Origin of the sequence: Kineosporia sp. R_H_3, from assembly GCF_002198675.1 — a bacterium.
GTDB lineage: Bacteria > Actinomycetota > Actinomycetes > Actinomycetales > Kineosporiaceae > R-H-3.
The window spans coordinates 40,769-61,798 of sequence record NZ_MWLL01000175.1 but is presented as its reverse complement, the minus strand read 5'-3'; the positions used below and the strand labels follow the sequence as shown (position 1 = coordinate 61,798).

Genomic DNA, 21,030 nt, shown 5'->3' with positions numbered 1-21,030 from the left:
TCCACGCATCCTGGGCCGCCGCGCCCCCGGGCGGGCAGCCGGGGGAGATGGGCGGCCTCACCGGCACCGTCCTCGACGTCGTCGAGGCGCTGGGCGCACTCGGGGTCGGCCTGCTCACCGTCGTCGAGACGGTGTTCCCGCCGCTGCCGAGCGAGGTCATCCTGCCGCTCGCCGGGTACCTCGCGGAGCGCGGCCGGATGAGCCTGGCCGCGGTGCTCGTCGCGGCCACGGTCGGTGCCGTCGTCGGCTCGTGGGTCCTCTACGGCGTCGGGGCCAGGCTCGGGCGGGAGCGGTCGGCCGTGGTGCTCTCCCGGATACCGCTCGTCGACCGGGAGGACGTGGACGGGGCGATGGCCTGGTTCGACCGGCACGGCCCCTGGGCGGTCCTGTTCGGGCGGCTCGTCCCAGGCGTCCGCAGCCTGGTGTCGCTGCCCGCGGGCGCCTCCTCCATGTCGCTCACCCGGTTCACGATCCTGACGACCGTGGGGAGCCTGGCCTGGAACGCCGTCCTCGTCGGCGCCGGCTACGCCCTCGGCACCCAGTGGCGCACCGTGGAACGGTACGCCGGGGTCGTCGACAAGGTCGTCTACGCGGCCGTGGTGCTGTCGGTCGCCCTCTTCGTCGTCCGCCGGCTGCGCAGGCGACGTGCCGCCGAGGTCGCCCCGGAGCCCGTACGGACCCCGGACCGGGGCTGACCCGGCTCGGGCCGAAGGTCACGTAACGCAGCCCGGTTGTCCACGGACGGCGTACCGGGATAACAGGCCGTTACGTCCGTTCGTCCGGACGGAGGCCTACGGGCGAACTTTCCCGTCCCGGCGGGACTTACGTCCGGGCACCCTGTCGTCGCAGGTCAGAGCCTCGTTGTCAACGTCCGATGGTGACGTCAAACGCTTGCATCGCGGCCCTCAGGGCAACGGCGCGTGAATGCCGACGAAACGCCCCTGGCACGGCCTTGATCGTGACTTAGTGTCGTGGCGTCCGTGCGGGGCGTACGGACGTTGGGGCGCTGGGAGTTTCCCATGAAGGTCGCTGTCTTCGGCTTGGGCTATGTCGGAACCGTGACTGCGGCGGGGCTCGCCTCCGTCGGGCACGACGTCGTCGGGGTGGACGTCGACCCGGTGAAGGTGGACCTCGTCACCGCAGCCCGCAGTCCGGTGGTGGAACCCGGGATCCTCGATCTGCTCGCCGGTGCGGTGGCCGCCGGCCGGCTGCGGGCGACGACGCAGGCGCGGGTCGCGCTCGACGGCGCGGACGTCTCCCTCATCTGCGTCGGGACGCCGTCCTCGCCGCAGGGCAGCACGGACCTCACGTACCTCGACCGGGCCCTCGACGGGATCCGCGCGGCGATGGCCGAGGCGCCGCCGCCGGCGTCGGGACGGCACGTCGTCGTCGTCCGGAGCACGGTCCCGCCGGGAACGGTCGAGGAGCACGTCGTCGCGACCTTCGCCGGCGCGGCCGTGCCCCCGGGCTGGTCGGTGAGCGCCGCGATGTGCCCGGAGTTCCTCCGCGAGGGATCCGGCGTGCACGACTTCTTCCACCCGCCCTTCGTCGTCATCGGCACCGAGGACCCGGCCGCGGAGGAGGTGCTGCGCAGCCTCTTCGCCTTCCTCGAGCAGCAGCCGCACGTCGTCGACCTGCGCGTCGCCGAGGCGCTGAAGTACGCCTGCAACGCGTTCCACGCGACGAAGGTGTCGTTCACGAACGAGCTCGCGAGGATCTTCCGCGCGCTCGACGTGAACTCCCGCGAGGTCATGGACATCTTCTGCGAGGACACCGTCCTCAACGTGTCCCCGGCCTACCTGCGGCCCGGCTTCGCGTTCGGCGGCTCCTGCCTGCCGAAGGACCTGCGGTCGCTGCTCCACATGGCGCGGGCCAACGCGCTCGACGCACCCCTGCTCGCGAGCACGATCCGGACGAACGAGCTCGTCGTGAGCGACATCGTCGACCGGGTCCTCGCCGGGCCGGACCGCCGGGTCGCCGTCCTCGGCCTCAGCTTCAAGATGCACACCGACGACCTGCGGGAGAGTCCGAACGTCGACCTCGTCGAACGGTTGGTCGGCAAGGGGTTCGACGTCCGGATCTACGACCCGATCGTCAACCCCGACCAGCTGATGGGCTCGAACCTGCGCTACATGGAGAGCCGGCTGCCGCACCTGGGCCGGCTGCTCTCGCGCGACCCGAGGGAGGCGCTCGACGGGGCCGGCACCGCGGTCGTGTCGACGACCGACCCCGAGGTGCTCGCGGCGCTCGAGGCCGACCCACCGGCCCGGATCATCGACCTCGTCGGCCGGCTCGGCCACGACGTCGAGTCGCTGCCCGGGTACGAGGGCATCGGGTGGCCGGCGTGAGCCGCGACCGCGTCGCCTCGCCCCGGGTGCTCGTCATCGTACAGAACCTCCCCGTGCCGTTCGACCGCCGGGTCTGGCTCGAGTGCCGCGCCCTCACCGCCGCCGGCTACGACGTCACCGTGGTCTGCCCCAAGGGGCCCGGCGACCCGGCGCGCGAGGTGCTCGACGGGGTCACCCTCCTGAAGTACCACCAGTACGCCCCGGGCGGCGGCTTCGCGCAGTTCGCCCTCGAGTACGTGTGGTCCTTCGTCGCGACGGCGGCCCTCGTCCTGCGCGGGCGGCGGCGGGGGCGGTTCGCCGTGCTGCAGGCGTGCAACCCGCCGGACATCTTCTGGCCGATCGCCCGGGTGCTGCGGCTCGTCGACGGCACCCGCTTCGTCTTCGACCACCACGACCTGTGCCCGGAGCTCTTCGAGTCCCGGTTCCCCGGCGGTGGCCGGATGCTGCACCGGGCCCTGCTGCTGCTGGAACGGGCCACCTTCCGGACGGCGGACCGCGTCGTCTCGACGAACGAGTCGTACCGGGAGGTCGCGGTCGCCCGCGGCGGCAAGGCGCGCAGTGACGTGACCGTCGTCCGCACCGGCCCGGACCCCGACCGGCTGCGCCCCGCGCAGCCCGATCCGGCGCTGCGCCGCGGCCGCCGGCACCTCGTGGCGTACATCGGCGTCATGGGCCCGCAGGACGGCGTCGACGTCGCCGTCCGCGCCGCGTACGAGGTCGTCCACGGGCTGGGCCGGGACGACGTCTCCTTCACGTTCATGGGCGCCGGCGACAGCTACGCCGACGTGGTCGCCCTGCGCGACGAGCTCGGCCTGGCGGAGTACGTGGACCTGCCCGGGCGGGTGCCGGACCAGACCGTCGTCGACGTCCTCTCGACCGCCGACGTCGGCCTGTCACCGGACCCGAAGAACCCGCTCAACAACGTCTCGACGATGAACAAGACGTTGGAGTACATGGCCTTCGGCCTCCCCGTCGTCGCCTTCGACCTCACCGAGACGGCGGTCTCGGCCGGCGCCGCGGCCGCCTACGTGGCCGACGGTGACGTCCGCGGCTACGCGCGCACGATCCTCGAGCTGCTCGACGACGACGACGAGCGCGCCCGGATGGGCCGCTGCGGCCGGGCCAGGATCGAGGAGGAGCTCGGCTGGCCGCACCAGCGCGTCGCCTACGTGCGCGTCTACGACGAGCTCGTCGGGCGGGTGCCGGCGACCGTCCCCGGGCCCGTGCCGGAGCCGGTGCGGGTCATCGACCTGCGGACGGCGGAGCCGGCCGGGGCGCACGGCGAACCGGCCGACGGACCGGTGGACGACCCGGTGGACGAACCGGCCGGCGAGCGCGGCGCGCGGCGGGGCTGACATGTGCGGCATCGCGGGAGCCTTCCAGCAGCCGGACGGCGAGGACCTCGTCCGCCGGATGACTGAGCGGATGGCGCACCGCGGCCCGGACGCCTCGGCGGTCACCACCGTGCGGGGCGACCGCGCCGTGTGCCACCTCGGGCACCGCCGGCTGTCGATCATCGACCTCTCGCACGCCGCCGACCAGCCCTTCGTCAAGGACGGCCTGCACCTGGCCTACAACGGCGAGCTCTACAACTACCGCGACCTGCGGGTCCTCCTGGAGGGCACCGGGGTCAGGTTCGTCACCGACTCCGACACCGAGGTCGTCCTGGAGGCCCTCCGTTCCTGGGGGACCGACGCGCTGCGCCGGTTCCGCGGGATGTTCGCGCTCGCCCTGCACGACGAGCGGCGCGGGTCGCTGCTGCTGGCACGCGACCCGCTCGGCATCAAGCCGCTCTTCGTCATGCCGCGCGGCGACGGGCTGCTCTTCGCCAGCGAGCTCAAGGCGATCGTCACCGCCGTCGGGCCGGAGCTGGCCGTCGACCCGGCCGCGCTCGTCGCCTCGACGATGTACTACTTCCTCCCCGAGGACCGCTGCGCGGTGCGCGGCGTGCACAAGCTCCCGGCCGGCACCTGGTCCCGCCGGGACGCCGACGGCGAGGTCGTCACGGGACGGTACTGGGACGCCGTCGAGGAGGCGCTGGCCGCCGCCGACGGGCCGCCCGCGGACCTCGCCCAGGTCGTCGAGGAGTCCGTCCTCGCGCACCTGGTCGCCGACGTCCCGGTCGCGTCCTTCCTCAGCGGCGGGCTCGACTCCAGCCTCGTCACCGCGATCGCCGCCCGCCGGGACCCGTCGATCGAGGCCTACGCCATCGCGTTCCGCGCGCAGGACCAGCGTCTCGAGGCGATGCCGGACGACGCCGTCTACGCCCGGAAGATGGCCGCCGAGCTCGGGATCCGGCTGCACGAGATCGAGATCAGCCCGGACGTCGTCGACATGCTGCCGCGCGTCGTGGACGTCCTCGACGAGCCGATCGGCGACCCCGCGGCGATCAACACCGTCCTCATGTGCGAGGCCGCCCGGGACGCCGGGGTCAAGGTGCTGCTCTCCGGTATGGGCGCGGACGAGCTGTTCGGCGGGTACCGCAAGCACCTGGCGTGCGTCCTCGCGGCCCGCTACCAGGGGCTGCCGGAGACGCTGCGCACGAGGGTGATCGCCCCCGGGGTCGACCGGCTGCCGGTCGCGGCGGGCGGGCGCGGGCTGCGGTACACCCGATGGGCCAAGCGCTTCCTCGGCTTCGCCGGGCTCGGCGAGGAGGCCGGCTTCCGGCGCAGCTACACGCTCTACGACCCGCCCGCGCTCGAGGCGCTCCTCGGCCCGGCCCTCGCGCCGTACGTCGCGCCGCTCGTCGAGGACCACCGGGTGCTCTACGAGGCGGGTGCGATGGGCGACCACGTCAACCGGATGTGCCTCACCGACGCGCGGCTCTTCCTGCCCGGTCTCAACCTCACGTACACCGACCGCGCGAGCATGGCCGCCTCCACCGAGGTCCGGGTCCCGTTCGTCGACACCGAGGTCTTCCGCGCGGCGTTCTCGATGCCCGGCAGCCGCAAGATCAGGGGCCGCACCCAGAAGGTCTGCCTGCGGGAGGCGGCGGCCGGCTGGCTGCCGAAGGAGATCCTCGAGCGGCCGAAGGCGTCGTTCGGCGCCCCGCTGCGCGCGTGGGTGACGAACGACCTCGGTCCGCTCATCGACGACGTGCTGCTCGACGGCCGGCTCGTCGGGGCCGGGCTGCTCGCCGCCGCCCCGCTGCGCGCGATGGTCGCCGACCAGCGCAGCGGGCGCTCGGACGAGTCCAAGCAGCTGTGGCAGCTGCTGTCGATGGAGCTGTGGTTCCGCGGGGCCACGGCCGCGGGGGTGGCGGCGCCGTGAGCACGTCGACGGTCCGCAGGACCGGTCCAGGGAGAAGGAGCACGCCGTGAAGCAGGTCGCGCAGAACTACCGGTCCGGGGACCTCGCCGTCCTCGACGTCCCGGTGCCGTCGTGCAAGCCCGGCGGGGTGCTCGTGCGCACCCTCTTCTCGCTCATCTCGACCGGCACCGAGATGATGAAGGTCAGCGAGGCACGGCTCTCGCTGCTCGGCAAGGCCCGGGCCCGGCCGGACCAGGTGCGCAAGCTCGTCGACTCGGTCGCCCAGCAGGGCGCGGTCGCCACGTACCAGAAGGCGATGCAGCGCCTCGACAGCTACACCCCGCTCGGGTACTCGCTGTGCGGCGTCGTCGTCGAGGTCGGTGCGGGCGCCGACGAGTTCGCGGTCGGGGACCTCGTCGCGGCCGCGGGCAACGAGTTCGCGTTGCACGCGGAGCTCAACTGGGTGCCGACGAACCTGTGCGTCCCGGTCCCGGACGGCGTCGCGCCCGAGCACGCGGCGTTCGCGACGGTCGGCGCCATCGCCATGCAGGGCGTCCGCCGCGCGGAGGTCGCACTCGGCGAGACGGCGGTCGTCATCGGGCTCGGGCTCATCGGCCAGCTCGCCGTCCGGCTGCTCGTCGCCTCCGGTGTCCAGGTCGTCGGGCTGGACCCCGTCGAGGCCCGCTGCCGCGACGCCGAGAAGGCCGGGGCGCTGCTCTGCGCCGCCCCGGACGCGGACGGCGTCGGTGCCGTCGAGCGGCTGCTCGTGGTCCGGACCGGCGGCATCGGCGCCGACCACGTGCTGCTCGCCGCGGGCGGCGACTCCAACGCGCCCGTCGAGACGGCCGCCCGGCTCGCGCGGGACCGCGGCCGCGTCGTCGACATCGGGAAGACGCGGCTCGACCTGCCGTGGAACGCCTACTACGACAAGGAGCTCGACGTCCGGTTCTCCCGGTCCTACGGGCCCGGGCGCTACGACGACAGCTACGAGCTCGACGGCGTCGACTACCCGGCCGGGTACGTCCGCTGGACCGAGCGCCGCAACCTCGCGTGCTTCCTCGACCTGCTCGCCGACGGCTCGGTGGACGTCGCCTCCCTCGTGCCGAGCGTGCACCCGGTGCAGGACGCCCCGGACGTCTACGGCCGGATCCGCTCCGGCGCGCTGCAGGGCGTGGGCTTCCTGCTGTCCTACGAGGGCACCGGGGCGGACGACGTCCGGTCCGCGCGCACCGTGCGTGGCGCGAACGGCGTGACCGCGACCGGTGCGTCCGCGGCCCCGGCCGGCCGGCGTCCGGTCCGGCTCCCCGGCGGCCCCGTGCGGCTCGGCTTCGTGGGGGCCGGCAACTACGCGACCTCGATGCTGCTGCCGCACCTGCGGCCGCAGGACGGCGTCGAGCTGGTCTGCGTCGCGACGACGACGGCGCTGTCCGGGTACAACGCCCAGCGCCGGTTCGGCTTCGGCACGATCACGACCGACCTCGACGTCCTGCTCGACGACGACAGCCTGGACGCCGTCGTCGTCGTGACCCGGCACAGCTCCCACGCCGCGCTCGTCCGGGCCGCCCTCGAACGCGGCCGCACGGTCTTCGTGGAGAAGCCGCTCGCCCTGACCCGCGAGCAGCTCGACGGCATCGTCGCGACGGTCGAGGAGACCGGCAACGACCGGCTGATGGTCGGCTTCAACCGGCGGTTCTCGACGCCGTTCGCGCACCTGCGGGAGGCGGTCGGCGGCGCGCGCGGCCCGCTCGCCGTCCGGTACCTCGTCAACGCAGGCCGGCTCGACCCGTCGAGCTGGTACCTCGACGCCGAGGGGGAGGGCTCCCGGTTCGCCGGCGAGGGCGGCCACTTCGTCGACACCGTGAGCGCGCTCGTCGGGGAGGACCCCGGCGAGGTCTGGGCGACCGGCCACGGCGCGGACGTGCACGCGGTGCTCACCTACCCCGGCGGGTCGGTCGCCGACCTCGCGTACGTCACCGGCGGCAGCCCGCGCTTCCCCAAGGAGACCATCGATGTCGCGGCGGGCGGCGCGAGCGCCAGGCTGGACAACTTCCGCCAGGTCACGGTGTGGCCGGCGAAGGGCCGGACCCGGCGCCGTGGCGTGTCCCGGACCGACAAGGGCCAGCAGGCCGAGCTCGCGGCGTTCGTCGAGGCCGTGCGGACCGGCGGCCCGATGCCGGTCCCGTTCGCCTCGCTCGTCGCGACGACCCGCGCGACGCTCGCCGTCGGGGAGAGCATCGCCGGCCGCGGACCGGTGACGCTGTGACGGGCGGCTCCCGCGCCGGCTGGTACGTGCGCCGGCTGCGGCGGATGTCACCGGCCGAGGTCGGGCACCGGGCCGTGGACGCCGCCCGCCGCCAGGCGTGGGCCCGGCGCCGCGTCGCGCCGGGCGCTGTCGCGCCGCCCCCGGGTGCGCTGACCGACCGCGGGTTCGGCTCGGTGCTGCCCGCGGCCGCGCGCGAGCAGGTGCCGGCGGACGCCGCCGCGGCCGTCGTCCGCGCCGCCGACCGGGTGCTCGAGGGGCGCTGGGAGGCGCTCGGGGTGCTGCGGCCCGACAGCGCCGCACCGGACTGGTTCCACGACCCCGTGACCGGCCGGACCGCGCCGCAGGACCGCCTCGCGTTCCGGGTGGCGCACCGGGACGAGACCGTCACGGGCAACGTCAAGCAGGTGTGGGAGCTCTCCCGGCACCACCAGGTGACGACGCTCGCGGCGGCCTGGTGGCTCACCGGCGACGAGCGCTACGCCGACGCCGCGGCCGGCCAGCTGCGGTCGTGGTGGCAGGCCAACCCGTTCCTGTCCGGGGTGCACTGGACGAGCGGCATCGAGATCGGCCTGCGGCTCGTCGCGTGGGCCTGGACCCGTCGCCTGCTCGACGACTGGCCCAAGGTCGGCGACCTCTTCGAGGGCGACGACGACGCGCTCCGGCAGATCCGCTGGCACTGCGAGTACCTCGCCGCGTTCCCCAGCCGCGGCTCGTCCGCGAACAACCACGTCGTCGCCGAGGCGGCCGGGTTGCTCGTCGGCGCGTGCGCCTTCGACTGGTTCCCGCGGTCGGCGCGCTGGCGTTCGGACGCCGCGCGGCTGCTCGAGCGCGAGCTCGCCGCGAACACCTTCCCGAGCGGGGTCAACCGCGAGCTCGCCACCGACTACCACCGCTTCGTCCTCGAGCTCGCGCTCGTCGCCGCGGTCGAGGCGGACGCCGCCGGGCGCCCGCTCTCCCCGGCCACCTGGCTGCTCGTCGCGCGCTCCCTCGACGCCGCCGTCGCCGTCCTCGACAGCGCCGGCCGCCCCCCGCGCCAGGGCGACGGTGACGAGGGCCGCGCGCTCGTCGTCGACGACCCCGAGGGGGACCCGTGGGCCGCCGTCCTCGGCGCCGGGGCCGCGCTCGTCGGCCCGATGCCCTGGTGGCCGGCCGCCCCCGAGGCCTCGGTCGAGTCCGTCGTCCTGGGCGCCGTCGGCCGCCGGCACCCGGTCGACGGCCCGGGGGAGCGGGCCTCGCGCCGTCCACGCAGCTTCGCCGACGCGGGCCTCACGGTGCTGCGGTCCCGCCCCGAGGACGGCCCGGAGCTGTGGTGCCGCTGCGACGGCGGCCCGCTCGGGTTCGGCTCGATCGCTGCGCACGGGCACGCCGACGCGTTGTCCGTCGAGGTCCGGTACGACGGCGTCGAGCTGCTCGTCGACCCGGGGACGTACTGCTACCACGGCGAACCCGTTCTGCGGCAGTGGTTCCGCTCGACCGCCGCGCACAACACCCTCGAGCTCGGGGGCGTCGACCAGTGCGACGCCGGGGGCCCGTTCCTCTGGATGACGCACCCGCGGACGACGACGCTGCGCCAGGAGCCCGGCGACGCCCCGGTGCGCCTGTGGGAGGCCGCCCACGACGGCTACACCCGGCTGCCGGTGCCGCTCGTGCACCGCCGGCTCGTCACGCTCGACTCGCCGGCCCGCACGCTGACGGTCGTCGACGACGTCACCGGGCCGGTGGGGTCGTCGGGGCCGGCCGGGGCCGCCGTGCCGCTGCGGCTGTCGTGGCACCTCGGCCCGGCGGTCGACGTCGACCTCGGCGACCGCACCGCCCGCTTGGCGTGGACGGCCCAGGACGGCCGCCGGACCGCCCGCCTGCGCCTCCCCGGTGACCTGACCTGGACGGCGCACCGCGGCGAGGACGACCCGCCGCTGGGCTGGTACTCACCGCGCTTCGGGCGCCGGGTGCCGAGCACGAGCCTCGTCGGCACCGGCTCCGGGGCGGCCGGGACGCACCTCGTCACCGTGCTGGAGCTGACATGAGCGACACCGTCCTCGACGTCCGCTCGGCGCGGACCCTGCTGCGCCGGCGCAGCCGGCTGCTCGCCGCCGCGGCGGTCGTCGGGCTGCTCGGGGGCGTCGGGTACGTCGCCTTCGTGCCACCGACCCTGACGAGCACGACGCTCGTGCTGCTGCCCACGCCGACGCTGTCCGGCGGCGGTGGCCGCGACGTCGCCACCCAGGTCCGGATCGTCCTCAGCGAGGCCGTCCTGGGGACCGCCGGGCGCGCCGTCGCACCGGCCCTGACGATCGGCCAGGTCGAACGCCGGGTGCGGGTGGACGCACCCACCGACCAGCTCCTCGAGATCAAGGCCGGTTCCGTCGTCGCGTCGCAGGCCACCGCGCTGTCCCAGGCCGTGGCGGACGCCTACGTCGCGTTCGTGCGCGAGGCGGACCGCCGTGTCACGGCGGCCGCGCTGGCCGACCTCAGCGCCCGGGAGGCCGACCTCCAGGCGCAGGTCGAGCTGCTGCAGCAGGAGATCGACACGACCGTCGCGCGGCAGAAGGCGGCCCCGGCCGGCTCGGCCGAGGGCCGGCGCGAGGCCCAGCTCGTCGCGCGGCTGCGCGCGGAGCAGGCGGACCTGTCGCTGCGGCTCGACACCGTCAAGGGCGACATCACGACGGCGGCGCCCGTCGGCTCCGGAACCGGCTCCGTGGTATCGGTGCTGCAGGACGCGGGCCCGGCCGTCGGCGACCCGCTCGGACGGCGGCTGCTCGTCTGGGCGCCCGCGGGCGCGGCCGCCGCGGTGACCCTCGCCGTCGCCCTCATGCTGCTGGCCTCGCGCCGGGACCCGCGGATGACGCTGCGCGACGAGATCGCGGACGCCGTCGGCAGCCCGGTCCTCGCGGCGGCGCGCAGCCACCCGCAGCGCGCGGTCGCCGGGTGGCGGGCCCTGCTGCGGGCCTACGAGGCGACGCCGGTCGAGTCCTGGGCGCTGCGGCAGGTGCTGCGGGCGCTGGCCGGCGCCGACCCACGACCGGAGCGCAAGGGCGAGGCGAGACCGCGCGTCGAGCACCCCCGCTCGCTGACCGTCGTGAGCCTGGACGGCGACACCCGGGCGCTGTCGCTCGGACCGCAGCTCGCGGCCTTCGCCGCGTCGGTGGGCATTGCGACCCGGCTCGTCGCGGGTCCCGGCCAGGACCGCTCCGCGGCCCTGTGGGCGGCCGTCGCCTCCGACGTCCCCGCGCACCCGCGGCCGAGGCTGACGATCGGCCCCGAGGAGCCCGGCGAGCCCGCCGACCTGACCGTCGTGCTCGTCGTCGTCGACCGGAACGCGCCGACGCTGGGCGGTGCACCGCCCACCGCGACGACCGTGCTCGTCGTCGCGTCGGCGGCCGCCTCCGAGCAGGAGCTGGCCCGGGTCGCGGTGGCCGTGGACGACGCGGGACGGCGGATCGACGGCGTCGTCGTCGCCGACCCCGACCGGACCGACCGCACGTCCGGCCGGCACACCCTCGACGAGCGCGCCGTGCGCGCCCCGCTGCCGGTCCGGCTGACCGGCGTCTCCGGGCAGGAACCCTCCGGCGAGACCACGGGGAAGCGGTCGTGATACCCGCCGTGTGGGACGTCCCCGCCGCGGACCCCGGGGACCCGAGCGGCCCGGGCCGGCCGGCGCCCACCCTCGTCAGCCTGCACTACCTGCGGGCCGCCCTGCGTCGCCGGCTGCGCACGTGCGTGCTCGCCGGCGTGCTCGGGCTCGGTGCGGGGGCGGCCTACCTGGTCGCCGTGCCCCCGCCGCAGGCCGCGACGACCACGCTCGTGCTCACCCACGAGGTGCAGCAGGACCCGGCGCGCGCGATGGCGACCGACGTCAGCCTGCTGCGCACCCGCACCGTCGCCGCCCGCACCCTCGCCGTGCTCGGCCTCGCCGAGACCCCGGACGCCCTCCTGGACTCGGTGAGCATCGAGCCGGTCAGCTCGGACGTCATGCGCGTGACGCTCTCGGCCCCGACGGGTGCCGAGGCGGAGCGCCGGCTGGACGCGTTGAGCGCCGCCTACCTCACGTTCCGCGCGGAGCAGCTCACCGCTCAGTCGGACTACATCGTCGACGGCATGAACGAGCGGATCGCCGCGCTCCAGGAGCAGGTCACGACGATCAGCGCCCGGATCGCCGACCTGTCGACGTCGGCGACGGCGTCCACCGAGGACCTCACCGACGCGATCGCCGCGCGTGCGGACCTCGGGAACCAGATCGGCAGCCTGCAGCAGTCGGTCCAGGACCAGACGCTGCGCACCACCTCGCTCGTCGCGTCGAGCCGGGTCGTCGACCCGGCGGGCCGTGAGCCCGGACCGGGTCTGCGGCACGCCGCGCTCGTCCTGGCCTCCGGGCTCGTCGCCGGCACCGCCGCGGGGGTCGGCCTCGTCGTCTTCCTCGCGGTGACGACGGACCGGCTGCGCCGCCGCTCCGAGGTGGCCACGGCCCTCGGCGCACCGGTCCCGCTCAGCGTGCGCCGGCTCGCGCCGATGCCGCGCTGGGTGCGTCCGCTGACGAACCGGCTCGGCGTCGACGAGCGGCGCGCGGTGGACCGCCGGCGCTTCGCGCACGTCCTGGAGTACGCGCTGCCCGCCCCGGGCCAGCCCCGCCGCCTCCTCGTCGCGTGCCTCGACAACTCCGACGACGCCCGGTTCGGCGTCGCGACCGTGGGCCTCGTGCTCGCCGAGCAAGGGCTCGACGTCTCGATGGTCGACCTGACCCGCGCCGGCCGCCTGCAGGACGCCGTCACGGCGCTGTCGGCGTTCCCGGACGGTCCTGCCCCCGTCGTCCTGCGGCCGGTCGGTGAGCCCATGCTCGCGCAGGGCCCGGTGGACCTGCGTCGCGCCGGAGGCCCGGACGGGGCGGACGGTCACGAGGCGCTCGGCCCGGACGACCTCGTCCTGACCCTCGCCGACCTCGACCCGGCGGTCGGGGCCTCGGCGATGGCGGTCTGGGCGCACCGCGCCGTCGTCACCGTGACGGCGGGCCGCTCGGGCGTCGAGCGGATCCGGACGACGGCCGACCAGCTGCGGGACGCCGGGATGGTGCTGCGGCACGCCGTCCTGCTGCGCGCCGACCGGACCGACGACTCCTCCGGGCTGATGACCGCACCGGACGAGCAGGTGGCACAGCCGTGACCGTCGTCCTGACCTCCCGCCGCGCGGCCCTCGCGCGCCGTCCGGCCGCCCCGCCGCGCGCCCCGATGCTCGTGTGGGCCGCGCTGTTCCTCAACGTGCTCGCGTTCTCGGGGATGCCGACGCTCGTGCCCATCCCCGGCAGCCTCGGCCAGCTCGTCACGCAGGGGTCGCTCGTCGTCGCGATGGTGCTCGCGCTCCTCGTCAACCCCGGCATGGTCGTGCGGCCGAACCTCGTGCTCGTCCTGCTGAGCATGCTCGCCGTCGTCGCCCTCGTCGTCAGCCTGCACAACGAGTACCTGCTCGGCTCCACCTTCCGGGCCTGCCGGCTCATCGCGTTCACGTGCGTCCTGTGGCTGCTCACCCCGTGGTGGGGACGCTCGGACCTGCCGCTGCTGCGGTGGCACCTGACCTGCCTGCGGGTCATCGTCGGCAGCGTCCTGCTCGGTGCGGTGCTCGCGCCCGGCTCCGCGTTCTCCTTCGAGGGCCGGCTCTCCGGCGCGCTGTGGCCGATCCCGCCGACCCAGGTGGGGCACTACGCGGCGGTCCTGCTCGGCTGCACCGTCGTCCTCTGGTTCGGCGGGGTGGTCTCGGGACGCACGCTCGCGGTGACGATCCTGGCGGCAGGCGGGGCGCTCGTCCTGTGCCACACCCGGACGGCGCTGCTCGCCATCGGGGTCGGGCTCACGCTCGCCGGGGCAAGCATGTTCCTCGGCCACGCGCGGGTGCGCCGGGCCTCCGCCCTGGTCGGCGTCCTCGTCGTCGTGGGCGCCACCGTGTTCGCGCCGTGGCTCCTCGACTGGTTCTGGCGCGGCCAGAGCGCCCAGGACGCTGCGCAGCTGACCGGCCGCACGAAGGTCTGGACCGCGGTGTTCGCCATGGACCGGCCTCGGCTCGAGGAGCTCTTCGGCTCCGGACTGTCGAACAAGTCGTTCCAGGGCCTGCCGATCGACAGCCACTGGGTCGCCACCTACCTCGACCAGGGCTGGTTCGGCGTCTTCGTCAGCCTGGCGTTCCTGCTCGTCCTGCTGCTCCTGGCGTTCACCCACCCGCGCGGCGTGCGTCGCGCCGTCGCGCTCTTCCTCATCGGCTACTGCGCCGTCGCCTCGGTGAGCGAGACCGGGCTCGGCGACGCCTCGCCGTACCTGCTCGACCTGTTCGTCGCCGCGTCGCTGCTCGCCGTGCCGCCGGGGAGGACGCAGACGTGAAGATCCTCGTGCTGCACAGCAGGTACCCGGGCACCGCGCCGAGCGGGGAGAACCTCGTCGTCGACGAGGAGGTCGCGCGGCTCGCCGCCGCGGGCCACGACGTGACGCTGCTCCAGCGCCACAACGCCGACATCGCCGGCTGGGGCCCGCTGCACAAGGCCACGCTGCCGCTCGGCGTCGTCTGGAACGAGGCCTCGCGCCGGTCGCTCGCCCACGAGCTGGACCGGGCGCGCCCCGACGTCGTCCACGTCCACAACGTCTTCCCGCTGCTCAGCCCGGCGGTCGTCGTCGCGTGCCGGGACGCGGGCGTCCCCGTCGTCCGGACCGTGCACAACTACCGCCTCGCGTGCGCCGCCGGCACGTACTTCCGCGACGGCCGGGTCTGCCACGACTGCGCCGACGGCCGGGTCGGACCGGCGCTGCGCCACGGCTGCTACCGGGGCTCCCGGCTCGCGACGGCACCCGTCGCCGCGAGCGCCGTCCTGCACCGGCGCACCTGGCGCGACCTGGTCTCCGCGCACGTCTTCATCTCGGCGGCCCAGCGCGACCTGCACGCCGGGCTCGGCCTGCCGCCGGAGCGCTGCTTCGTCAAGCACAACGTCGTCGCCGTCCCGGCGGCCGCCCAGGCCGGGCCGCGCGAGCACGCCGTCGCCGTCGTGAGCCGGCTCGACGCGGCCAAGGGCGCACCGCTCGTCATGGCGGCCTGGGACGCGTTCACCGCGCGCCGCCCCGCCTCGGCGCTGCGGCTCGTCGTCGTCGGCAGCGGCGACCTCGCCGGCGAGGTCGCCGCGTGGGCCGCCCGCTCGCAGCGGGTCGACGTCCGCGGTCTCCTGCCGCGTGCGGAGGCGGCCGGCGTGCTCGCCGGGGTCCGGGCCGCGCTCGTGCCGTCGGCGTGGGAGGAGACCTTCGGCCTCGTGGCCGTCGAGGCGATGGCCGTCGGCACCGCCGCGGTCGCACCCGCCCACGGCGCCTTCCCCGAGATCGTCACCGACGGCGTGGACGGCGCGCTCTTCCGGCCCGGCGACGTCGACGCCCTCGTCGCGGTGCTCGAGGACGTGAACGACCACCCGTCCCGGTGGGAGGCGCTCGGCGAGGCCGCCCGCGCCACCCACCGGGCCCGCTTCACGCCGGACGCCGACGCGGCCCGGCTCGTCGAGATCTACCGGTTCGCGACGGAGCACCCCGTCGTGGCCGGCACCGGACGTCGGGGCGACGTCCGTGGCACCCCGCCGCCGGGGGCGCACGTGGCGGCGCGGGACGACCGAGCGGCCCGGCCGCTCAGCTGAGGAGACCACCATGCGGATCTGTGTCGCAGGCGACCGGGGGTACATCGGCGCCGTGACGGTCCCGATGCTCCGCGCCGCGGGGCACGACGTCGTCGGCCTCGACACGGGGCTGTACGAGGGCTGCGACCTCGAGGGCGGCCCGGAGCCGTTCTCCGGGGTGCGCACCGACATCCGGGACGTGACCGCGGCCGACCTCACCGGGTTCGACGCCGTCGTCTGCCTCGCCGCGCTGTCCAACGACCCGCTCGGGCACCTCAACCCGGCGGCGACGTTCTCGATCAACCTCGACGGCACGGTGAACCTCGCCCGCGCCGCCCGCGACGCGGGCGTGGAGCGCTTCGTCTTCGCGTCGTCGTGCAGCCTCTACGGCGCGGCCGGCTCGGAGGCCGTCGACGAGCTGGCGCCGATGCACCCGGTGACCCCGTACGGCGAGACCAAGGCGCTGGCGGAGAAGGAGATCTCGGCGCTCGCCGGTGACGGCTTCACGCCGACGTACCTGCGCAACGCGACGGCGTACGGCGCGTCCCCGCGGCTGCGGCTCGATATCGTCGTGAACAACCTCGTCGGGGTCGCGATGACCACCGGCCTGGTCCGGCTCGAGAGCGACGGGACGCCCTGGCGCCCGCTCGTCCACGTCGGCGACATCGCCCGCACCGTGCTCGCGGTGCTCGGCGCCCCCCGGGAGACGGTGCACGACGAGGCCTTCAACGTCGGCCGCGACGAGGACAACCTCCAGATCGGCCGGGTCGCGGAGATCGTCGCGCACACCGTCCCGGGCTCGCGGGTCACGCTCGCGCCCGGCGCCGGCCCCGACCGCCGCGACTACCGGGTGGACTTCGCCAAGCTGCGCGAGACGTTCCCCGACCTGGGCCTGCGGATGAGCGTCGCGGACGGCGCCCGCGAGCTGGCCGCGGCGTACGCGCGGCACGGGATGACCGAGCACGAGTTCGGCTCCTCCCGGTTCGTGCGGCTGCGCAGGATCCAGGAGCTGCTCGACGCCGGGTTCGTCGACGACCTGCTGCGCCTGCAGCCCGCCGTCGCGGCGCCGGAGGTGTCGCGGTGAGCGCGCCCGTCTGCCGGCTCTGCGGCGCCACGCTGACCCGCACGTTCGTCGACCTCGGCTCGTCGCCGCCGTGCGAGAGCTACCTGCGCGAGGACCAGCTCGACCGCCCGGAGACGTTCTACCCGCTGCACGTGCGGATCTGCGACGAGTGCCTGCTCGTGCAGCTGCCCGCCTACGTCGACAACGTCGAGGTCTTCTCCGACTACGCGTACTTCTCGTCGTTCTCCGACAGCTGGGTCGCGCATGCCGGCCGCTTCGTGGCGGACATGACCGCCCGGCTGGACCTGGGCCCGGACAGCCTCGTCGTCGAGGTCGCGAGCAACGACGGGTACCTGCTCCAGCACGTCGTGGCGCGCGGCATCCCGGCCCTCGGCGTCGAGCCCGCCGCGAACATCGCCGAGGTCGCGCGCGGGCGCGGCATCCCGACCGAGGTGACCTTCCTCGGCGAGGTGACCGGCACGAAGATCGCGCAGGAGCACGGCCGCGCGGACCTGGTCGTCGGCAACAACGTCTTCGCCCACACCCCGGAGCTGCTCGACTTCGCGCGCGGGCTGCGCGCGCTGGTCGCGGACACCGGCCTGGTGTCGCTGGAGTTCCCGCACCTGCTGCGGCTCATCGAGGGCCGGCAGTACGACACGATCTACCACGAGCACTACTCGTACTTCACCCTGCGGACGGCGGCCGCCGCGCTCGCGACGGCGGACCTCGTCGTCGTGGACGTCGAGGAGCTCACGACGCACGGCGGTTCGCTGCGCGTCATGGCGCGGCCCTCCGTCGCCGCAGCGGAGCCGTCGGCCGCGGTGCGCAAGGTGCTCGCCGACGAGGAGGCCGCCGGGCTGCACACGGTCGAGGGCCACGACGGGTTCGCGACCGCGGTGCTCGACGTCAAGCGCGAGCTCCTCGCACTGCTCGTCGACGCGTCCCGGCAGGGCCTGACGGTCGCCGGGTACGGCGCGCCGGGCAAGGGCAACACCCTGCTCAACCACTGCGGCATCCGCAGCGACCTGCTGCCGTACACGGTCGACCGCAGCCCGTACAAGCGGGGGATGTTCCTGCCGGGGACGCACATCCCCGTCCACGACCCGGCACGCCTGCGCGAGACGAAGCCCGACCTCGTGCTCGTCCTGCCGTGGAACCTGCGGCAGGAGATCGCACCGCAGCTGGAGTACGTGCGGGAGTGGGGCGGCCGGCTGGTCGTCCCGATCCCGCGGGCCGAGATCTTCTGAGGAGGAACGTCATGAAGGTCGTGCTGTTCTGCGGAGGCCTGGGCCTGCGGATGCGCTCGTCGATCGACACCGCCCCGAAACCGATGATGGCGATCGGCGACCGTCCCGTGCTGTGGCACATCATGCGGTACTACGCCCACTTCGGGCACACCGAGTTCATCCTGTGCCTCGGCTACGGCGGCGCGTCGGTCAAGCAGTACTTCATGAACTACGACGAGACGCACTCGAACGACTTCGTGCTCTCCCGCGGCGGCCGCGAGATCGAGCTGCTGCGCTCGGACATCTCCGAGTGGCGGATCTCGTTCATCGAGACCGGCATCGACACGAGCATCGGCGAGCGGCTGCGGCGGGTGCGGCACCTGCTCGACGGCGACGAGGTCTTCCTCGCGAACTACGGCGACGTCCTCACCGACGCGCCGATGGACCGCATCGTCGACGACTTCGTCGCCTCCGACGCCACGGCGAGCCTGCTCGCCGTGCCGCCGCAGGCGTCCTTCCACACCGTGGCGGTGGCGGAGGACGGCCGGGTCGACCGGATCAGCTCGGCCGCCGACCTGCCGCTGTGGCTCAACGGCGGGTACTTCGTGCTGCGCCAGGGCGTGTTCGACGTCCTGGGGGAGGGCGAGGACCTCGTCGGCGACGCCTTCGTCCGGCTCGCCGAACGCCGCCGGCTCGCCGCCGTCCGGTACACGGGCTTCTGGGCGCCCATGGACACGCTCAAGGAGCGCAGCCTCCTCGAGGACCTCGACCGCAGCGGGCACGCCCCGTGGAAGCTGTGGTGCGACAACGGCTCTCCCGTCGCGGACCGGACGGCGGTCGCGCTGCCGCTGGAGACGATGCACGGCGAGATGCTCACGGTGACCCGCTGATGTGGCCGCTGACGACCGGGCGGCCGCGCGGGGTGCTCGCGCTCGGCGCGCACCCGGACGACGTCGAGATCGGGTGCGGCGGCACGCTCCTGCAGCTGGCGCGGCGCTTCCCGGGGCTGCCCGTCACCGTCGTCGTCCTCACCGGGACGGCGCAGCGCCGGGCCGAGGCCCGGGCGGCGGCCGACCTGTTCCTCGCCGGCTGCCGGGTGGACGTGCGCACGTACGACCTGCCCGACGGGCGGCTGCCCGCGGCCTGGGCGGAGGCGAAGGACCTCCTCGCCGCGGTGGCCGCGGACGTCGAGGTCGACCTCGTGCTCGCACCGCGCCCGGACGACGCCCACCAGGACCACCGGACCGTCGCCGAGATGGCGCCGACCCTGTGGCGGGACCACCTCGTGCTGTCGTACGAGATCCCCAAGTGGGACGGCGACCTCGGGCGCCCCACCGTCTACGTGCCGCTCGACGAGGACACCGCCCACGAGAAGGTGCGCCTGCTCGACAAGGCCTACCCCTCCCAGACCGGACGCGACTGGTGGGACGAGGAGATGTTCCTCGGCCTCGCGAGGATCCGCGGGATGGAGTGCCGGGCCCGGTACGCCGAGGCCTTCCACCTCACCAAGGCGGTGCTGTCGTGGTGACCACGATCAGACCCGTCGGGGCTGACGCCCCGCGCTGCCGCGGATGCGGCGGCGCCCGGCCCCGGCGGGTCGCCGACCTCGGGCCGCAGCCGGCGAGCGACGCGTTCCCGCTGCCGGACGCGCCCGGCCCGGACCCGAGGACGCCGCTCGAGCTGTGGGCGTGCCCGGACTGCGCGCTCGTCCAGCTCGGGCCGGTGGAGCCGCCGCCGGAGGAGACGGTCCGGGCCGTCGAGTCCGCGACGAGCCGCGAGCACGCCCGCCGGGTCGTCGACGACGTCCTCGCCGACCACCCCGGGCTCGTCGGCTGCACCGTCCGGGAGTTCTGCAGCCACCACGGCGGCTCGTGGCTCGACGCGCTGGCCGGCCACGGCTGCCTGCCGGCGCCGGAGGGCCGGCCCGCGGACCTCGTCGTCGACGTCCACGCGCTCGCCCACGAGCAGGACGTCGCCGGGGCGCTGGCGCTCCTCGCGGCGGCCCTCGCCCCGCAGGGGCTGCTCGTCGTCGAGCACCACCACCTGCTGCCGCTCGTCGAGCAGTCCCAGTTCGACACCGTCCGGCACGGGCACTGGTCGTATCTCTCGCTCACCGCCGTCGACCGGCTCGCCGGGCGGCACGGCCTGCGGGTCGTCCGGGCGGTCGCGGAGCCCGTCTTCGGCGGCAGCCTGCGCGTCGTCCTCGCCCGCGAGGCGTCCGCGCACCGGCCGGACGGGACGGTCGACGAGGTCCTGCGGCGCGAACGCGCCGCAGGACTGCACGACGGCTCCGGCCTGGAACGGCTGGGGGATCAGGCACGGGCGTCGGCGACGGGCCTGCACGACCTGCTCGTCGCCGAGCGGGCCGCGGGGCGTCTGGTGCTCGGCTACGGGGCCCCGTCGAAGGCGGCGGTGCTGCTCGGGCTCGCGGGCGTGGGACCGGACCTCCTCGGGTTCACGGTGGACGCCTCGCCCCTCAAGCACGGTCGGAGCATCGCCGGGGTCCGGGTGCCGGTCAGGCCGGTCGCCGACCTCGTCGCCGCACGGCCGGACGTCGTCCTCGTGCTCACGTGGGACATCGCCGACGAGGTCGTCGGCGCGCTGGAGGCCGACGGCGGCTGGGGCGCCCGGTACGTGCTGCCCATCCCGTCCGTCCACGAACGCACACCGGAGGTGGCGCGATGAAGGCCGGTCCGGGCCCGCTCGCCGGGACCCTCGTGTTCGAGCCGACCCCGATCCACGACGAGCGGGGCTTCTTCACCCGGACGTTCGACGCCGCCGTCGCGGCCGAGCACGGCCTCGACCCGGCGAGCCTCGTGCAGGACAGCCAGAGCCGTTCGCGGCACGGGATCCTGCGCGGGCTGCACGTGCGGACCGACGGCGGTGAGGGCAAGCTCGTCCGCTGCGCGTCGGGGGCGGTGCTCGACGTCGCCGTCGACCTGCGGCCGTGGTCACCGACCTTCCGGCGCTGGATGAGCATGCGGCTGGACGACGCCGACCACCGGTCGGTGTGGCTGCCCGCCGGTCTGGCGCACGGCTTCCAGGTCCTCAGCGACGTGGCCGACGTCTGCTACCGGATCGACCGGGTCCACGCGCCGGGCTGCGAGACGGCGATCCGCTACGACGACCCGGACCTCGGCGTCGTGTGGCCGCTGCCCGTCGCCGACCTCTCGCCGCGCGACCGTGCGGCGCCCGCCTTCCGGGACGTCGAGAGCCGTCTCGGCGACTGGTTCCCCCACCCCGGCCCGAAGGACTGA

Annotated in this window: 16 protein-coding genes; all 16 read left to right on the top strand. The window is 75.0% G+C overall.

What is annotated here, in order from left to right; all coding sequences use genetic code 11:
• Nucleotides 1-695: DedA family protein (locus tag ECOMGDLI_RS19115; protein WP_198955003.1), on the top strand; the 695-nt coding region annotated here is incomplete at its 5' end.
• A gap of 324 nt (nt 696-1,019) precedes the next feature.
• Nucleotides 1,020-2,348 (top strand): nucleotide sugar dehydrogenase, encoded by a 1,329-nt coding sequence (locus tag ECOMGDLI_RS19110; RefSeq protein WP_088318448.1) that lies wholly within the window; start codon nt 1,020-1,022, stop codon nt 2,346-2,348.
• Nucleotides 2,345-3,703: a glycosyltransferase family 4 protein gene (locus ECOMGDLI_RS19105; RefSeq protein WP_233153535.1), complete on the top strand. Its 1,359-nt coding sequence runs from the start codon at nt 2,345-2,347 to the stop codon at nt 3,701-3,703. Before ECOMGDLI_RS19110 ends, ECOMGDLI_RS19105 begins: the two co-directional genes overlap by 4 nt.
• A gap of 1 nt (nt 3,704) precedes the next feature.
• Nucleotides 3,705-5,618, top strand: coding sequence for an asparagine synthase (glutamine-hydrolyzing) (gene asnB / locus ECOMGDLI_RS19100; RefSeq protein ID WP_088318447.1), 1,914 nt, complete (start codon nt 3,705-3,707; stop codon nt 5,616-5,618).
• A 46-nt stretch (nt 5,619-5,664) separates the two neighbouring features.
• Nucleotides 5,665-7,860 carry a bi-domain-containing oxidoreductase gene (locus tag ECOMGDLI_RS19095; RefSeq protein ID WP_088318445.1) on the top strand — a complete coding sequence of 732 codons (2,196 nt, stop codon included), beginning with the start codon at nt 5,665-5,667 and terminating at the stop codon, nt 7,858-7,860.
• A 44-nt stretch (nt 7,861-7,904) separates the two neighbouring features.
• Nucleotides 7,905-9,884: an alginate lyase family protein gene (locus ECOMGDLI_RS19090; RefSeq protein ID WP_088318462.1), complete on the top strand. Its 1,980-nt coding sequence runs from the start codon at nt 7,905-7,907 to the stop codon at nt 9,882-9,884.
• Nucleotides 9,881-11,452, top strand: coding sequence for a hypothetical protein (locus ECOMGDLI_RS19085; RefSeq protein WP_088318444.1), 1,572 nt, complete (start codon nt 9,881-9,883; stop codon nt 11,450-11,452). Before ECOMGDLI_RS19090 ends, ECOMGDLI_RS19085 begins: the two co-directional genes overlap by 4 nt.
• Nucleotides 11,449-13,014, top strand: coding sequence for a hypothetical protein (locus tag ECOMGDLI_RS19080; RefSeq protein WP_143447786.1), 1,566 nt, complete (start codon nt 11,449-11,451; stop codon nt 13,012-13,014). Before ECOMGDLI_RS19085 ends, ECOMGDLI_RS19080 begins: the two co-directional genes overlap by 4 nt.
• Entirely contained in the window at nt 13,011-14,219 is a 1,209-nt protein-coding gene (locus ECOMGDLI_RS34735) for a hypothetical protein (RefSeq protein WP_088318441.1), read from the top strand. The genes ECOMGDLI_RS19080 and ECOMGDLI_RS34735 overlap by 4 nt, the downstream gene beginning before the upstream one ends.
• The gene (locus tag ECOMGDLI_RS19070; RefSeq protein WP_088318440.1) at nt 14,216-15,505 is read left to right on the top strand and encodes a glycosyltransferase; all 1,290 of its coding nucleotides are present in this window, start codon (nt 14,216-14,218) and stop codon (nt 15,503-15,505) included. Before ECOMGDLI_RS34735 ends, ECOMGDLI_RS19070 begins: the two co-directional genes overlap by 4 nt.
• Before the next feature lie 10 nt (nt 15,506-15,515).
• On the top strand, nt 15,516-16,568 hold the full coding sequence (locus ECOMGDLI_RS19065) for an NAD(P)-dependent oxidoreductase (protein WP_088318460.1): 1,053 nt from the start codon (nt 15,516-15,518) through the stop codon (nt 16,566-16,568).
• On the top strand, nt 16,565-17,794 hold the full coding sequence (locus ECOMGDLI_RS19060) for a class I SAM-dependent methyltransferase (protein WP_088318439.1): 1,230 nt from the start codon (nt 16,565-16,567) through the stop codon (nt 17,792-17,794). The genes ECOMGDLI_RS19065 and ECOMGDLI_RS19060 overlap by 4 nt, the downstream gene beginning before the upstream one ends.
• 11 nt (nt 17,795-17,805) lie before the next feature.
• Nucleotides 17,806-18,663: a glucose-1-phosphate cytidylyltransferase gene (locus tag ECOMGDLI_RS19055; RefSeq protein ID WP_198955000.1), complete on the top strand. Its 858-nt coding sequence runs from the start codon at nt 17,806-17,808 to the stop codon at nt 18,661-18,663.
• Nucleotides 18,663-19,301, top strand: coding sequence for a PIG-L deacetylase family protein (locus tag ECOMGDLI_RS19050; RefSeq protein WP_088318437.1), 639 nt, complete (start codon nt 18,663-18,665; stop codon nt 19,299-19,301). The genes ECOMGDLI_RS19055 and ECOMGDLI_RS19050 overlap by 1 nt, the downstream gene beginning before the upstream one ends.
• A complete protein-coding gene (locus ECOMGDLI_RS19045; RefSeq protein ID WP_198954999.1) occupies nt 19,295-20,458 on the top strand; it encodes a methyltransferase C-terminal domain-containing protein in 1,164 nt (387 codons plus the stop codon). The genes ECOMGDLI_RS19050 and ECOMGDLI_RS19045 overlap by 7 nt, the downstream gene beginning before the upstream one ends.
• Entirely contained in the window at nt 20,455-21,030 is a 576-nt protein-coding gene (gene rfbC / locus ECOMGDLI_RS19040) for a dTDP-4-dehydrorhamnose 3,5-epimerase (RefSeq protein ID WP_088318435.1), read from the top strand. Before ECOMGDLI_RS19045 ends, rfbC begins: the two co-directional genes overlap by 4 nt.

What these genes read in the sequence shown, in the direction of transcription:
- ECOMGDLI_RS19110 (WP_088318448.1), top strand. Translation starts at nt 1,020, where the DNA reads ATGAAGGTCGCTGTCTTCGGCTTGGGCTATGTCGGAACCGTGACTGCG.
- asnB (WP_088318447.1), top strand. Translation starts at nt 3,705, where the DNA reads ATGTGCGGCATCGCGGGAGCCTTCCAGCAGCCGGACGGCGAGGACCTC.
- ECOMGDLI_RS19090 (WP_088318462.1), top strand. Translation starts at nt 7,905, where the DNA reads ATGTCACCGGCCGAGGTCGGGCACCGGGCCGTGGACGCCGCCCGCCGC.
- ECOMGDLI_RS19085 (WP_088318444.1), top strand. Translation starts at nt 9,881, where the DNA reads ATGAGCGACACCGTCCTCGACGTCCGCTCGGCGCGGACCCTGCTGCGC.
- ECOMGDLI_RS19065 (WP_088318460.1), top strand. Translation starts at nt 15,516, where the DNA reads ATGCGGATCTGTGTCGCAGGCGACCGGGGGTACATCGGCGCCGTGACG.
- ECOMGDLI_RS19055 (WP_198955000.1), top strand. Translation starts at nt 17,806, where the DNA reads ATGAAGGTCGTGCTGTTCTGCGGAGGCCTGGGCCTGCGGATGCGCTCG.
- ECOMGDLI_RS19050 (WP_088318437.1), top strand. Translation starts at nt 18,663, where the DNA reads ATGTGGCCGCTGACGACCGGGCGGCCGCGCGGGGTGCTCGCGCTCGGC.
- rfbC (WP_088318435.1), top strand. Translation starts at nt 20,455, where the DNA reads ATGAAGGCCGGTCCGGGCCCGCTCGCCGGGACCCTCGTGTTCGAGCCG.